General features: G+C 72.7%; 14 protein-coding genes and 1 pseudogene. 8 read left to right on the top strand and 7 right to left on the bottom strand.

The window, feature by feature from the left end; translation table 11 throughout:
- Positions 1 to 1,048 (top strand): ABC transporter ATP-binding protein (locus AOJ26_RS31450; RefSeq protein ID WP_053851765.1); only part of this gene is annotated, 1,048 nt, incomplete at its 5' end.
- A 174-nt stretch (positions 1,049 to 1,222) separates the two neighbouring features.
- On the top strand, positions 1,223 to 1,423 hold the full coding sequence (locus AOJ26_RS31445; RefSeq protein ID WP_053851764.1) for a hypothetical protein: 201 nt from the start codon (positions 1,223 to 1,225) through the stop codon (positions 1,421 to 1,423).
- Between the two features lie 42 nt (positions 1,424 to 1,465).
- Here the strand turns inward: AOJ26_RS31445 and AOJ26_RS31440 are convergent, their stop codons facing one another.
- Positions 1,466 to 1,903 carry a DUF6299 family protein gene (locus tag AOJ26_RS31440; protein WP_053851763.1) on the bottom strand — a complete coding sequence of 146 codons (438 nt, stop codon included), beginning with the start codon at positions 1,901 to 1,903 and terminating at the stop codon, positions 1,466 to 1,468.
- A 241-nt stretch (positions 1,904 to 2,144) separates the two neighbouring features.
- On the opposite strand from AOJ26_RS31440, the gene AOJ26_RS31435 reads away from it, so the two are divergent.
- Positions 2,145 to 2,339, top strand: a complete 195-nt coding sequence (locus tag AOJ26_RS31435) for a DUF5999 family protein (protein ID WP_053851762.1) — start codon at positions 2,145 to 2,147, stop codon at positions 2,337 to 2,339.
- A gap of 44 nt (positions 2,340 to 2,383) precedes the next feature.
- On the opposite strand, the gene AOJ26_RS31430 is transcribed toward AOJ26_RS31435, so the two are convergent.
- Both AOJ26_RS31430 and AOJ26_RS31425 read right to left on the bottom strand, forming a co-directional pair.
- Entirely contained in the window at positions 2,384 to 2,782 is a 399-nt protein-coding gene (locus AOJ26_RS31430; RefSeq protein WP_053851761.1) for a RidA family protein, read from the bottom strand.
- Positions 2,779 to 3,981, bottom strand: a complete 1,203-nt coding sequence (locus AOJ26_RS31425; RefSeq protein WP_053851760.1) for an acyl-CoA dehydrogenase family protein — start codon at positions 3,979 to 3,981, stop codon at positions 2,779 to 2,781. The genes AOJ26_RS31430 and AOJ26_RS31425 overlap by 4 nt, the downstream gene beginning before the upstream one ends.
- A gap of 147 nt (positions 3,982 to 4,128) precedes the next feature.
- Between AOJ26_RS31425 and AOJ26_RS31420 the strand changes: the two genes are divergently transcribed.
- Both AOJ26_RS31420 and AOJ26_RS31415 read left to right on the top strand, forming a co-directional pair.
- A complete protein-coding gene (locus tag AOJ26_RS31420; protein WP_053851759.1) occupies positions 4,129 to 5,721 on the top strand; it encodes an AMP-binding protein in 1,593 nt (530 codons plus the stop codon).
- Between the two features lie 15 nt (positions 5,722 to 5,736).
- Positions 5,737 to 6,549, top strand: coding sequence for a PaaX family transcriptional regulator C-terminal domain-containing protein (locus AOJ26_RS31415; protein ID WP_053851758.1), 813 nt, complete (start codon positions 5,737 to 5,739; stop codon positions 6,547 to 6,549).
- Between the two features lie 82 nt (positions 6,550 to 6,631).
- Here AOJ26_RS31415 and AOJ26_RS31410 read toward each other — a convergent pair whose 3' ends face one another.
- The gene (locus AOJ26_RS31410) at positions 6,632 to 8,908 is read right to left on the bottom strand and encodes a bifunctional salicylyl-CoA 5-hydroxylase/oxidoreductase (protein WP_234358719.1); all 2,277 of its coding nucleotides are present in this window, start codon (positions 8,906 to 8,908) and stop codon (positions 6,632 to 6,634) included.
- 2 nt (positions 8,909 to 8,910) lie between these two features.
- Entirely contained in the window at positions 8,911 to 9,738 is an 828-nt protein-coding gene (locus tag AOJ26_RS31405; RefSeq protein ID WP_053851756.1) for an enoyl-CoA hydratase family protein, read from the bottom strand.
- Between the two features lie 307 nt (positions 9,739 to 10,045).
- On the opposite strand from AOJ26_RS31405, the gene AOJ26_RS31400 reads away from it, so the two are divergent.
- Positions 10,046 to 10,498: an ATP-binding protein gene (locus AOJ26_RS31400; RefSeq protein WP_053851755.1), complete on the top strand. Its 453-nt coding sequence runs from the start codon at positions 10,046 to 10,048 to the stop codon at positions 10,496 to 10,498.
- A gap of 3 nt (positions 10,499 to 10,501) precedes the next feature.
- On the opposite strand, the gene argF is transcribed toward AOJ26_RS31400, so the two are convergent.
- The gene (gene argF / locus AOJ26_RS31395) at positions 10,502 to 11,509 is read right to left on the bottom strand and encodes an ornithine carbamoyltransferase (RefSeq protein WP_053851754.1); all 1,008 of its coding nucleotides are present in this window, start codon (positions 11,507 to 11,509) and stop codon (positions 10,502 to 10,504) included.
- 61 nt (positions 11,510 to 11,570) lie between these two features.
- Positions 11,571 to 12,794, bottom strand: coding sequence for an arginine deiminase (locus AOJ26_RS31390; RefSeq protein WP_053851753.1), 1,224 nt, complete (start codon positions 12,792 to 12,794; stop codon positions 11,571 to 11,573).
- 122 nt (positions 12,795 to 12,916) lie between these two features.
- Between AOJ26_RS31390 and AOJ26_RS31385 the strand changes: the two genes are divergently transcribed.
- Together AOJ26_RS31385 and AOJ26_RS31380 are read left to right on the top strand one after the other, a co-directional pair.
- A complete protein-coding gene (locus AOJ26_RS31385; RefSeq protein WP_053851752.1) occupies positions 12,917 to 13,921 on the top strand; it encodes an SPFH domain-containing protein in 1,005 nt (334 codons plus the stop codon).
- Positions 13,918 to 14,632, top strand: a pseudogene (locus AOJ26_RS31380) (hypothetical protein); the annotation flags it as partial. The gene AOJ26_RS31385 and the pseudogene AOJ26_RS31380, both read left to right, overlap by 4 nt.

Below are 14,632 nucleotides of genomic sequence, written 5' to 3'. Positions count from 1 at the left end.
CCCCACCACCACCGGTCTCGACGCCCGTCTGATCGTGGACCGCGGTGCCTTCCGTCTCGACGTGTCCCTGGCCGTCGCCCCCGGTGAGGTCGTCGCCCTGCTGGGTCCGAACGGTGCCGGGAAGACCACCGCCCTGCGCGCCCTCGCCGGTCTCACCCCGCTCACCGGCGGCCATCTGCGGCTGGACGGCGCCGCGTTGGAGCGCACGCCTCCGGAGTCCCGCCCGGTCGGCGTCGTCTTCCAGGACTACCTCCTCTTCCCCCACCTCAGCGCCCTCGACAACGTCGCCTTCGGCCCGCGCTGCCAGGGCGCGACCAGGGCCCGGGCGCGGGAACAGGCCGCCGAGTGGCTGGACCGCATGGGTCTCGCGGCCCACGCGGGCGCCAAGCCCCGCAAGTTGTCCGGCGGACAGGCCCAACGCGTCGCACTGGCCCGCGCGTTGGCAACCCGTCCCCGGCTGCTGCTGCTCGACGAGCCGCTGGCCGCCCTCGACGCCCGCACCCGCCTGGAGGTCCGTTCCCGACTCCGGCGCCACCTGGCCGAGTTCGAGGCCGTCGCCGTACTCGTCACGCACGACCCGCTGGACGCCATGGTCCTCGCCGACCGCCTCGTGGTCATCGAGCACGGCGAGGTCGTGCAGGAGGGCGTCCCGTCCCACATCGCCCGCCGTCCGCGCACCGACTACGTCGCCCGGCTCGTCGGCCTGAACCTCTACCGGGGCGAGGCCGACGGCCACACGGTCCGCCTCGAGACCGGACCCTCGCTCACGACCACGGAGGACCTCACGGGGCCCGTGTTCGTGGCGTTCCCGCCGAGTGCCGTGACCCTCTACCGCGAGCCCCCCGCCGGCACGAGCGCCCGCAACCACTGGCGTTGCGAGGTGGCCGGCCTGGAGACCCACGGCGACCAGATCCGCGCCGACCTCACGGGCGAGCTGCCCCTCGCGGCGGACCTCACGACGGTGGCCGCCGCCGAACTGGACCTGCACCCGGGCGTGGAGGTCTGGGCGGCGGTCAAGGCGGTGCAGACGCACGCGTACCCCGTCTGAGGGCGGGTCCGCCCCGGGCGCCGAGCCGACGGGCTCACGGGGGATCACGGCTCCGAAAGCCTCACCCGAACGGCCGACCGGACGGGCCGCCCGCTCCTGCCGTCCTTAGCCTGAACGGGTGCGGGGTGCGCCGGCCCCACCCCCGGGTCGGCCACCAGCCCGCAGGAGGACACCATGACGCACACCCCACCCGCACTACGGTGCGCGAGCCGGCACTCCGGACCACGGGACGGGGAGGAGTGCGGGGCCCGCGCCCGCTTCGAGATCGCCTGCCACGCCCGGCCACCGCTGATCGTGTGCCCGCAACACCTGGGCCCCGCCCTGCTGTTGGCGGAGGGCGTGTTGTGGCCGCCGGAGATCGCACTCGTACGGTGACCGCCGCGGGCGGCACTCGCCGGCGGGCACAGGCGTCCCGGCTCAGCCCTTCGTCAGCGTGATGTCCCGCTGCTCGGCCGCGTGGAAACGGGGCAGCGGCAGGCCGCCCTGGAGGCGGAGTTCCATGAGGGTGGCCTCGACACGGGCCGGACCCGGCTCAAGGACGTCCGAGGTGGGCCTGCCCGTGTTCTCCCACCTGTGCTCCACGCCGTCGCACACCGCGCGGGTCCCGCCGATGCCGTGCCGGACCGACGGGGAGCTCCCGCTCACGGAGGAGCTCACGAACACCGGGCCCGAACCGCCGGTGCAGCGGTAGGTGCCGGACAGGGTCACGGTGCCGTCCCCGGCGACACGGCCGAGGGGGTCGACGGTGACGGTCTCGGTCGCGTCGGCGCTCGCGGGCAGTGCGGGGACGGCCAGCAGGAACAGCGCGGCACCGGCAGCGGCGGCGAGAGCGGGGCGAAGGGGGCGAACGGGCATGGGCGTACCTCCCGGATGAGTGGAGTGGGGCCTCCACTGCTACCGGGAACACGCCCGGAGAGCCGTGATCGTCACCCCTTCGGTGGCGAGTCCGCACCGAGCGTCGTGGAACCGTCCGAGAGTTGTCCGCGTGTTGTCACGCTTCATGTCGGGCCGTTCCGATGAGTTCGCGACGGGAGCATGGTCTACCCATACGGATACGGACCCCATACCGACGGTCCACTGAATGTGGAGGTGCGCCATGTGTTCTCACCGCTCTTCGTGCGCTGCGTCCGACAGCACCACCGCGCACATCGTCGCCGCCCACCCCGAGCAGGGCTGGAACCTGCTGTGCAACGGCGCGATCGTCTTCGACGACACCGGCGAGCTGCTCCCCGACGGTCGCGTCGTCGCACCGCACCGGGCCTTGACCGACCAGCTCGCCGTCGCCGCCTGACCGCGGCCGCGCGCCGCGCTGACCCCGGGGAACGGGCGGCGACGCTAGGGCAGCACCGCGAAGCCGTCGAGTTCGACCGCGGCCTGGTCGTCCCACAGCCGTACGACCTCGACGACGGCCATCGCGGGATAGTCCCGGCCCGCCAACTCCTGCCAGATACGGCCGAGTTCGCGGGCATGGGTGCGGTAGGCGGCGATGTCGGTGGCGTAGACGGTGACCCGCGCGAGGTCGGCCGGGGTGCCGCCGGCGGCCGCGAGGGCGGTGAGCAGATTGGTGAGCGCCCGCTCGAACTGCTCCGGCAGCGACTCCCCCACCACCTTGCCGTCGGCGTCCAGGGCCGTCTGCCCCGCGAGGAAGACGAGCCGCGAGCCGGTGGCCACGACCGCGTGCGAGAACCCCGTGGGCGGGGACAGTTCGGGCGGGTTGATGCGCTCGGCGCTCACGACACCTCCAGGTCGGCGTACAACTCCTTGGCGATGATGCCCCGTTGCACCTCGCTGGCCCCCTCGTAGATGCGCGGGGCGCGCACCTCCCGGTACAGGTGCTCCAGCAGATGACCGCGTTGCAGGGCCCGTGCGCCGTGGAGTTGCACCGCGGTGTCGACGACGTACTGCGCGGTCTCGGTGGCGAGCAGCTTCGCCATCGCCGCGCGCTTCGGCACGTCCGGGGCGCCTTCGTCGTACGCCGTCGCCGCCGCGTACACCATGAGGCGGGCCGCGTCCGTGCGCAGGGCCATCTCGGCGACCGTGTGGGCCACGCTCTGCAGGTCCCGCAGCTTGCCCCCGAAGGCGTCCCGTCGGGAGGTGTGGACGAGGGTCGCGTCCAGCGCCGCCTGGGCCATGCCGACCGCGAAGGCGCCGACGCTGGGCCGGAAGAGGTTCAGGGTGCCCATGGCGACCCGGAAGCCGCGGTCGACCTCGCCGAGGACGTCGTCGGCGCTCACCGGCACGGCGTCGAAGGCGAGGGCGCCGATCGGGTGCGGGGAGAGCATGTCGAGGGCGGTGCCGGTGAGCCCGGGACGGTCGGCGGGCACGAGGAAGGCGGTCACTCCGCGGGCTCCGGCCCCGGGGGTGGTCCGGGCGAAGACGGTGTAGAAGTCGGCCTCGGGGGCGTTGGAGATCCAGCACTTCTCCCCGGTGAGCCGCCAGCGGGAGGAGCCGTCGGACTCGGCGACGGGGCCGGCGGTGCGTGACGGGTCCGCCGACGGACCGGCCGGGGACGATCCGCCGTACCCCTCCCCCTCCGCCCGCAGTCCCAGCGCCGCCGCGTCCGACCCGGCCCCCGGCTCGCTGAGCGCGAACGCTGCCACCGCGCTGCCCTCGCCGACCGCCGGCAGCCAGCGGTCGCGCTGGGCCGGGGTGCCGTGGGCGTGGACGGGGTGGGCGCCGAGGCCCTGGAGGGCGAGGGCGGTCTCCGCCTCCGTGCAGGCGTGGGCGAGGGACTCCCGCATCAGGCAGAGGTCGAGGGCGCCGGAGGTGAACAGCCGCTCCAGCAGGCCCAGTCGGCCGAGTTCGGCGACCAGCGGCCGGTTCACCCGGCCGGGCTCGCCCTTCTCCGCCAGGGGGCGCAGCCGGTCCGCGGCGAGGGCGCGCAGCTCCGCACACCGGGCGGTCTGTGACGGTTCGAGCGAGAATGCGGGCATCGCCGGTCCTCTCTCGTCGACAGGGCCCTACGACGATATCGCGTGCCGTTGACTGTCGTCACCAACACGATACGCTCCTTGTGCGAGCCCACCATCGACGCCCACAAGGCGGCCCACGCGGCCCGGAAGGCAAGGGGGCGACCCGCCATGAACGCCTCGGCCCACGTCGACACCTTCGCGCGCGACCACCTCCCGCCCTTTGACCAGTGGCCGGAGCTCCGCTTCGACCTGCCGGAGCTGCGGTACCCCGATCGGCTGAACTGCGCCGCCGAGCTGCTGACGGGACCGCCCGACGACCGCCCGGCCTTCCGCACCCCGGCCGGGGACACATGGACGTACGGCACACTGCGCACCCGAGTCGACCGGATCGCGCACCTCCTCACCGGCGATCTCGGGGTCGTCCCCGGCAACCGGGTGCTGCTGCGCGGCCCGACCACTCCCTGGCTCGCGGCCTGCTGGCTGGCCGTGCTGAAGGCGGGCGCGGTCGCCGTGACGGTGCTGGCCCAGCAGCGCCCGCACGAGCTGGCCACGATGTGCGGGATCGCGCGCATCGAGCACGCCCTGTGCGACATACGTTCCGTCGACGACCTCGCCAAGGCCGAGATACCGGGCCTGCGGATCACGACGTACGGCGGCGACTCCCCCGACGACCTCCTGAACCGCGAGGCGCCCGGGACGCCGTACCCGGCCGTGCAGACCGCGGCCGACGATGTGGCGCTGATCGCCTTCACCTCCGGGACCACCGGGCGCCCCAAGGGCTGTATGCACTTCCACCGGGATGTGCTCGCCATAGCCGACACCTTCTCCAAGCATGTGCTGCGACCACATGTGGATGACGTCTTCGCCGGCAGTCCCCCGCTCGGCTTCACCTTCGGTCTCGGCGGTCTGGTGATCTTCCCGATGCGGGCGGGCGCCAGTTCCCTCCTCCTCGAACAGGCCCATCCGAAGCAGTTGCTCCCGGCGATCGCCGAGCATCGCGTCTCCGTCCTGTTCACCGCCCCCACCGCCTACCGCGCCATGCTCGACGAGCTCGACGCGTACGACGTCTCGTCCCTGCGCCGCTGCGTCTCGGCCGGCGAGAACCTGCCCGCGGCCACCTGGCAGGCCTGGCGGGAGCGGACCGGGCTGCGGATCGTCAACGGCATCGGCGCCACCGAGCTGCTGCACATCTTCATCTCCGCGGCCGACGAGCACATCCGGCCGGGGACGACCGGTGTGCCGGTACCCGGCTGGCACGCGCGCGTGGTGGACGAGACCGGGCGGGAGAAGCCCGACGGCGAGCCCGGACTGCTCGCCGTGCGCGGCCCCGTCGGCTGCCGCTACCTCGCCGACCCCCGCCAGCGCGAGTACGTGCGGGACGGCTGGAACATCACCGGCGACACCTACGTCCGCGAGAGCGACGGGTACTTCCGCTATGTGGCCCGCGCGGACGACATGATCATCTCGGCCGGGTACAACATCGCCGGACCCGAGGTCGAGGACGCCCTGCTGCGGCACCCGGACGTGGTCGAGGCGGCGGTCGTGGGCAGGCCCGACGAGGCACGCGGGCAGGTCGTCGTCGCCTACGCCGTGCTCAAGGAGGGTGCCGAGCGCGACGCCGAGGCGCTGCGCACCTTCGTCAAGGGGGAACTGGCGCCGTACAAATGCCCACGCGAGATCGTCTTCCTGGATGCGCTGCCGCGCACCGCGACCGGCAAGCTCCAGCGGTTCAGGCTGCGCACCGATGGTGACCAGCAGTGATCCACACGACCTAAGATGATCAACGTGTCCGACCAGCATGCACCACGGTCTCTCATCGTCACGCTCTACGGAGCCTACGGCCGCTTCATGCCGGGCCCCGTGCCCGTCGCCGAGCTGATCCGGCTGCTGGCCGCGGTCGGCGTGGACGCCCCCTCCGTACGGTCGTCGGTGTCCAGACTCAAGCGGCGCGGGCTGCTGCTGCCGGCCCGCACCGCGCAGGGTGCCGCCGGGTACGAGCTGTCGCCGGACGCCCGCCAGCTGCTCGACGACGGCGACCGGCGCATCTACGCGGTGGCGCCGCCCGAGGACGAGGGCTGGGTGCTCGCGGTGTTCTCGGTGCCCGAGTCGGAGCGTCAGAAGCGGCACGTGCTGCGCTCCCGGCTGGCCGGGCTCGGCTTCGGCACGGCTGCCCCCGGGGTGTGGATCGCCCCCGCGCGGCTGTACGAGGAGGCCCGCCACACACTCTGCCGGCTGCGGCTTGACCCCTACGTCGACCTCTTCCGCGGCGAGCACCTCGGATTCGCCGCCACCGCCGAGGCGGTCGCCCGCTGGTGGGACCTGGCCGCGATCGCCAAGGAGCACGAGGCGTTCCTCGACCGCCACGCGCGCGTGCTGCGCGCCTGGGAGGAACGGTCCGACACCCCGCCCGAGGAGGCCTACCGGGACTACCTCCTCGTCCTCGACTCCTGGCGCCATCTCCCCTACGCCGACCCCGGACTGCCCGCCGGGCTGCTCCCGGAGGACTGGCCGGGCGAGCGGGCGGCGGCGGTGTTCCGGAGCCTGCACGAGCGACTGCGGGACGCGGGGGCCACGTTCGCCGGGCTGTGACGCGCCGGGAGTCGGCGGACGGTGTGCACGTAGTGCCACGAGTCCGACGACGCCGTCCGGCTTACACGATGGGCGACGGCCCTCACGTCCCCAGCGTGAGCCGGGGCCGGGGGCCGTCCGTGCGTCCGGTCTGCGGCCGCCGGCTGCCCGCGCGGTACGGGTCGGGCCAGACGATGCCGGGGCCGTCGTACCCCTGCTCGGCGGCCGCGTGCAGGGTCCAGTGGGGGTTGTAGAGGTGCGGTCGGGCCAGCGCGCACAGGTCCGTGCGACCGGCCAGGATCAGGGAGTTGACGTCGTCCCAGGAGGAGATGGCGCCGACCGCGATCACCGGGACGCCGGTCTCGTGGCGGATCCGGTCGGCGTACGGCGTCTGGTACGAGCGCCCGTACTCCGGCTGTTCCTCGGCCACGACCTGCCCGGTCGACACGTCGATCGCGTCGGCGCCGTGCGCGGCGAAGGCGCGGGCGATCTCGACGGCGTCCTCGGCCGTGTTGCCGCCCTCGGCCCAGTCGGTGGCGGAGATGCGGACGGTCATGGGCCGTTCCTGCGGCCACACCTCCCTGACGGCGTCGAAGACCTCCAGCGGGAACCGCAGGCGCTTGGCGAGCGAGCCGCCGTAGGCGTCGGTGCGCCGGTTGGTCAGCGGGGAGAGGAAGCCGGAGAGCAGGTAGCCGTGCGCGCAGTGCAGTTCGAGGAGGTCGAACCCGGCACGGGCGGCCCGCCAAGCGGCCTGTGTGAACTGCAGCCGGATGTCGGTCAGTTGGGCGCGGCCGAGCTCGCGCGGGGTCTGGTTGACGGGCTTGTACGGGATCGGGGACGGCGCCACGACCGGCCAGTTGCCCTCGGGCAGCGGTTCGTCGATGCCCTCCCACATCAGCTTGGTCGAGCCCTTGCGGCCGCTGTGGCCGAGCTGCACGCCGATCGCGGTGCCCGGTGACCGCTCGTGCACGAAGTTCGTGATCCGCTTCCACGCCTCGGCCTGCCTGCCGTTGTAGAGGCCGGTGCAGCCGGGCGTGATGCGTCCCTCGGGCGAGACGCACACCATCTCGGTCATCACCAGCCCGGCGCCGCCGAGGGCCCGGGCGCCCAGGTGGACCAGATGGAAGTCGCCGGGGACGCCGTCGGTGGCGGAGTACATGTCCATCGGCGACACCACGACCCGGTTGCGCAGGGTCAGGCCGCGCAGCCGGAACGGGGTGAACATCGGGGGCGTGCCCGGCGGGCAGCCGAACTCGCGTTCCACGGCGCCGGTGAAGCGGGGGTCGCGCAGGCGCAGGTTGTCGTGGGTGACGCGGCGGCTGCGGGTGAGCAGGTTGAAGGCGAACTGGCGGGGCGGCTGGTCGAGGTGGAGGCCGAGGTTCTCGAACCACTCCAGGCTGGCGCGGGCGGCGCGCTGGGTGGAGGCGACGACGGGTTTGCGCTCCGCCTCGTAGGCCGCCAACGCCCCTTCCAGCGACGGCTGTTCCTCCAGGCAGGCGGCCAGGGCGAGGGCGTCCTCCACGGCGAGCTTGGTGCCGGAGCCGATGGAGAAGTGGGCGGTGTGGGCCGCGTCGCCGAGCAGCACGGTGTTGCCGTGCGACCAGTGTTCGTTGACCACGGTGCGGAAGGTGGTCCACGTGGAGTTGTTGGAGCGCAGGGGGCGGCCGCGCAGCGCTTCCGCGAACATCTTGGCGCAGCGGTCGATGGATTCGGCCGTGTCCGGTTCGGCGAAGCCCGCCGCTCGCCAGACCTCCTCGCGCATCTCGATGATCACGGTGGAGGCGTCGGACGCATAGGGATAGCCGTGGAGTTGCATCACGCCGTGTTCGGTCTCGGCGATCTCGAAGCGGAAGGCGTCGAAGGCGAAGTCGGCGGCGAGCCAGATGTAGCGGCAGCGGTGCGAGGTCACATGAGGGCGGAACACCTGGGCGTGGGCCTCGCGCGTGGTGCTGTTGACTCCGTCGGCGGCGATGACGAGGTCGTGTGTGTCCGCGAGGCCGGACGGGGCCTCCGTGCGGAAGCGGAGGTCGACGCCGAGGGCGCGGCAGCGGTCGTGCAGGATCTCGAGGAGCCGTCTGCGGCCGAGGGCTGCAAAGCCGTGGCCGCCGGAGGTGTGCCGTACGCCCCGGTGCACGATGTCGATGTCGTCCCAGCGGACGAAGTCCTCGCACAGGGCCTCGTAGACCTGCCGGTCCGCGTGTTCGATGCCGCCGAGGGTCTCGTCGGAGAGGACCACGCCGAAGCCGAAGGTGTCGTCGGGGGCGTTGCGTTCCCAGACGGTGATCTCGCGCCGGGGGTCGAGCCGTTTGAGCAGGGCCGCCGCGTACAGCCCGCCGGGGCCGCCGCCGATGATCGCGATGCGCGGGACGGAGGTGGGCATGGTCACCGCCCCTTCCATTTGGGCGGCCTCTTCTCCGTGAAGGCCGCGTGGAACTCCGCGTAGTCCTCGCCGTTCATCAGCAGGGCCTGTGTCGAGGCGTCCAGTTCCACCGAGGCCGCCAGCGGCATGTCCAGCTCCGCCGTCAGCAGCGCCTTGGTCTGGGCGTACGCCAGCGCCGGGCCCTCGGCCAGGCGCCGGGCCAGGGCCCGGGCGGCCTCGTCGGCGCCGCCCTCCTGGGTGAGTTCGCTGATCAGGCCGATGCGTTCGGCCTCGGGGGCGCGGACCGGTTCGCCGAGCATGAGCAGACGGGTGGCGTGGCCGAGGCCGACCACGCGGGGCAGCAGATAGGCCGCGCCCATGTCGCCGCCGGAGAGGCCGACGCGGGTGAAGAGGAAGGCGAAGCGGGCCGAGGGGTCCGCGACCCGGAAGTCGGCCGCAAGGGCGAGGACCGCGCCCGCGCCGGCCGCCACCCCGTGCACGGCCGCGATGACCGGGAAGGGGCACTCCCGTACGGCCCGCACCACCTGGCCCGTCATCCGGTTGAAGTCGAGGAGCTGGGCGGTGTCCATGGCGAGGGTGGCGCCGATGATCTCGTCGACGTCCCCGCCGGAGCAGAAGCCGCGGCCCTCGCCGGCCAGGACCAGGGCCCGCACGGAACGCTCGCGGGACAGTTCGGCGAGCAGGTCGCGCAGGTCGGCATAGGCGCCGAAGGTGAGCGCGTTGAGCTTGTCGGGGCGGGCGAGCGTGACCGTGGCGACGCCGTCGGCGAGGTCGACGCGCAGGTGCTGCCAGTCGGGGGTGCGGGCGGCGGAGCCGGTGAAGGGGCTCATGTCCGTGCGGCCTCCTCGTGCTCGGGCGGGGTGCGAGGTTCGAGGTGCGCTCTACCCTTCGAAGCTATCACTCATCTTTGACTGTCGTCACGAGTGCGCGATAGAGCACTGTCGATGTGACCTGGCCCCGTCACATCCGTCACGGCTCGTCGACAGAGCGGCAACGGCGGGATCGGCCGCGCGAGGCAAGCCGTTGCTACGGGTAAGCCGCCTGCCGACGGGGCCGAAGCTCCCGTACGGTGCCCGCCGGACGACCCGTCCGACGGCGCCGTACCATTCATACGGTTGAAAGCAGGACAGCCTGCTCATGAACGGACCCGCCTTGCAAGATCGCCCTCCAGCCTCCGCCTCCTGGCGCATCGCGCTGCCGCATTCCGCCGCGGCCGTGCCCGTGGCGCGCGCTCTGGTCCGCACCGCGCTGGCCGAGCTGGAGCACGGGGCGGACTGCGACACCGCGGAGCTGCTCACGGCCGAGCTGGTGGCCAACGCCGTGGAGCACACGGCCGGCGACACCCCGATAGAGCTGGTCGTGGAGCTGCTGCCGACCGGCTGCCAGGTGGAGGTGCACGACCCGGACCCGGCGCCCCCGGGCCATCTCACCCACCCGGACGCCGGGGAACCCGATCCCTGGCAGGAGCACGGCCGGGGGCTGCTGCTGATCAGGGCGCTCAGCTCGTCGTGCGGTCACCGCCCGACCGAGACCGGCAAGGCGGTCTGGTTCCGCCTTCCGGTGGTGCCGCCCCAGTGGCACCCGGCGTGACGCTCAGGCCAGGGTCGCCACCAGCACGGCCTTGATCGTGTGCAGACGGTTCTCCGCCTCGTCGAACACGACCGAGTGCGCCGACTCGAACACCTCGTCCGTGACCTCCAGGGACTCCAGTCCGTGGGTCTCGAAGATCTCCTGCCCCACCTTCGTGCCGAGGTCGTGGAAGGCGGGCAGGCAGTGCAGGAACTTGACGTCCGCGTTCCCCGTGGCCCGCAGCACGTCCATGGTCACGGCGTACGGCGACAGCGCGGCGATCCGCTCGTCCCACACGTCCTTCGGCTCCCCCATCGAGACCCAGACGTCGGTGGCGACGAAGTCGGCCCCCCGCACGCCCTCCTCCGGCGACTCGGTGAGGGTGATCCGCGCCCCGCTGTCGACGGCGAGCGCCCGCGCCCGCTCGACCACTTCCTGCGCGGGCCAGTAGGACTTCGGCGCGACGATCCGTACGTCCATCCCCAGCAGCGCACCGGTGACCAGGTAGGAGTTGCCCATGTTGAACCGGGCGTCGCCGAGGTAGGCGAACGCGATCTCCCGGACCGGCTTCGGGGTGTGCTCGGTCATCGTCAGCACGTCGGCCAGCATCTGGGTGGGGTGCCAGTCGTCGGTGAGCCCGTTGTAGACCGGCACTCCGGCGTGGGCGGCCAGCTCCTCCACCTTCTGCTGGCTGTCCCCGCGGTACTCGATCCCGTCGTACATACGGCCCAGCACGCGCGCGGTGTCCCGCACGGACTCCTTGTGCCCGATCTGCGAGCCGGACGGGTCGAGGTACGTCGTGGAGGCACCCTGGTCGGCGGCGGCGACCTCGAACGCGCAGCGGGTGCGCGTGGAGGTCTTCTCGAAGATCAGCGCGATGTTCTTCCCGCTCAGGCGGCGGGTCTCGGTTCCAGCCTTCTTGGCGGCCTTCAGCTCGGCGGCCAGCCCGACCAGGCCGAGGAACTCCTCCGCCGTGAAGTCGAGCTCCTTGAGGAAGTGGCGCCCGGCGAGGGCGGTGGGAACAGTCGCCATGGGGGGGCGCTCCAGAGGGATGGGAACAGGACGTTGGAAGTCTATACGATGTTCAGCATTTCTATACAGCCGCTCGTTCCACCGGGCAGCTCATGCAGCGCGGACCGCCCCTGCCCCGCCCCAGTTCGCTGCCCGGGATCTCGATGACCTCGATGCCCTGCTTGCGCAGATGGGTGTTGGTGGTGGCGTTGCGCTCGTAGGCGACGACGACGCCCGGCTCGACCGCGAGGACGTTGCAGCCGTCGTCCCACTGCTCGCGCTCGGCCGCGTGCACGTCCTGGGTGGCGGTCAGCACCCGGATCTCGCTCAGCCCGAGGGCGGCGGCGATCGCGCGGTGCATGTGCTCCGGCGGGTGGTCGGTGACCTTGAGCTCCTTGTCGTCGACGCCCGGTTCGATGGTGTACGACCGGAGCATGCCGAGCCCGGCGTACTGGGTGAAGGTGTCGCCGTCGACCATCGTCATCACGGTGTCGAGATGCATGAAGGCCCGGCGTTTCGGCATGTCCAGGGCCACGATCGACTGCGCGGAGCCCGCGGCGAACAGCTTGTGCGCGAGCATCTCGACGGCCTGGGGCGTGGTCCGCTCGCTCATGCCGATGAGGACGGCGCCGTTGCCGATGACGAGGACGTCACCGCCCTCGATGGTGGACGGGTAGTCGGCCTGCCCCTCCGACCAGAGGTGGAACGTCTCGTCGCGGAAGAGCGGGTGGTGCCGGTAGATCGCCTCGAAGTGGACGGTCTCGCGCTGCCGGGCGGGCCACTTCATCGCGTTGACCGAGACGCCGTCGTAGATCCAGGCCGAGGTGTCGCGGGTGAAGAGGTGGTTGGGCAGCGGGGCGAGGAGGAAGTCGTCGAGGTCCATGACGTGGAAGCGCACGGAGGTCGGCTCCGGGTGCGCGTCCAGGAACTCCCGCTTGGTCATGCCGCCGACGAGGGCCTCCGCGAGCTCCCCGGCGGGCAGCGCCTCGAAGGCGGCCCGCAGGTGGTCGGTGGCCAGCGGGCCGTACTCCTTCTCGTCGAAGACGTGGCCGAGCACGAGGGACCGGGCGGCCGGGACCTCCAGGGCCTCGGCGAGCAGGTCGCCGAAGAGGTGCACGGCGACACCGCGGTCGCGCAGCACGTCGGCGAACCCGTCGTGCTCGGCGCGCGCCCGGCGCACCCAGAGCACGTCGTCGAAGAGGAGTGCGTCCTTGTTGCTGGGGGTGAGCCTTTTGAGCTCGAGATCCGGCCGGTGCAGGATGACGCGGCTGAGCCGCCCGGCCTCGGAGTCGACATGGAATCCCATGCCTCCATCCTGACCGGCGGGGGGCCTGTTGACGCCCCCGTCCGCCCGGCTTTCTGTTCTCGTCCCCTTGACGACAATGCGCCCCCCCAGTTATCGTCCAAGCGACGAAAAGAGGGGGTTCGATGGCCGACATCACCCGGCGCCTCGGCTGGCGCCATCTGCGCGGGGCGCCCACGGCGCACATCCGGCACCACCGCGGCGGCAAGCTGCTGCACGACGGTCCGGGGCTCAGCTTCTGGTTCCGCGCACTGACCGCCGCGCTCTCCGAAGTCCCGGTGGACGACCGTGAGTTGGCCATGACCTTCCACGCCCGTACGTCCGACTTCCAGGACGTGGCGGTGCAGGCGACCGTGACCTACCGGATCGGCGACCCGGCCCTCGCAGCGGCCCGCCTGGACTTCTCCATCGACCCGGACACCGGGGTGTGGCGGGGCGCTCCCCTGGAGCAACTGGGCACGCTGCTCACGGAGACGGCCCAGCAGCACGCGCTCGCCGTCCTGGCCCGCACCCCCCTGTCCGCCGCCCTGGTCGACGGGGTGACCGCGGTGCGCGAGCGGGTCGCGGCCGGCCTGGACGCCGAGCCCCGGCTGCCCGCCACCGGCATCGAGGTGGTCGCCGTCCGTGTGATGGCCCTGAGACCCGAACCGGAGGTGGAGCGGGCCCTGCGCACCCCGGCCCGCGAGCAGATCCAGCAGGAGGCCGACCGGGCCACCTACGAACGGCGGGCCGTCGCCGTGGAGCGCGAGCGGACCATCGCCGAGAACGAACTGGCCAGCCAGATCGAACTCGCTCGCCGCGAGGAGCAGTTGGTCGAGCAACGGGGCACCAACGCCCGCCGGGAGGCCGAGGAGCACGCGGCGGCGGACGCGGTACGGGCCGAGGCGGAGGCGACACGTTCGGTACGGCTGGCCCGCGCGGAGGCCGAGGGGGTGCGCGCGGTCGGTGACGCGAAGGCGCAGGCGCAGGCCGCCTGGCTGAAGGTGCACGAGGACGTCGGGGTCGCCACCCTGCACGCCCTGACCGGGACCCGGCTCGCGGAGAACCTGCCGCACATCGACAGCGTGACGATCTCCCCGGACGTGCTGACGGGGCTGCTGGCCAGGCTGGGCGCTCGGGAGCCGGAGTGAGTCTCGCGCCGCGGGCCGTCCTGGTCCACCGCACCACGGAGTACGCGGAGCTGGTGGCCCACCACGGCACGCACGGCCAGGCCGCCTTCTTCCTCTCCTCCCGGGGCCGGGACATCGCGGAAGTCGCCGAACGCCACGAGCGCACCCGCCGGGCGCTCGCCGAGGTGACCGCCGCGATCCCGCTGACCTGGCGGCAGGCACGGGTGGAGCGGGGCGATCTGGACCGGTTCCTGTTCGCCCCGGAGGACGTCGTGATCGTGGTCGGCCAGGACGGGCTGGTGGCGAACGTGGCCAAGTACCTGTCCGGACAGCCGGTGCTGGGCATCGACACCGAGCCGGGGCGCAACCCCGGCGTCCTGGTGCGCCACCGCCCGCGGGACACGGCGAAGCTGCTCGCGGCGGGCGGGGCGGGCGTCGACGAGCTGACGATGGTCGAGGCCGTCGCGGACGACACCCAGCGGCTCGTCGCACTGAACGAGATCTACCTGGGCGCCGCCGGCCATCAGACCGCCCGGTACCGCCTGGGCCTGGAGGGCGACGGGGGTGTCGTCGAGGCCCAGGCGTCCTCCGGGGTGCTGGTGGGGACGGGGACCGGGGCCACGGGCTGGCTCCGGTCCCCGTCCCCACCAGCGGGGCGCCGCCCTGCGGCTGCCGGCCCCGACGGAGACCCGGCTGGTCTGGTTCGTCCGCGAGGCCTGGCCCTCCCCGGCC

It is taken from the genome of Streptomyces sp. NRRL B-24085 (genome assembly GCF_001282115.1).
In the GTDB taxonomy this organism is placed as follows: Bacteria; Actinomycetota; Actinomycetes; order Streptomycetales; family Streptomycetaceae; genus Streptomyces.
This window is presented reverse-complemented; position numbering and strand designations above follow the sequence as displayed.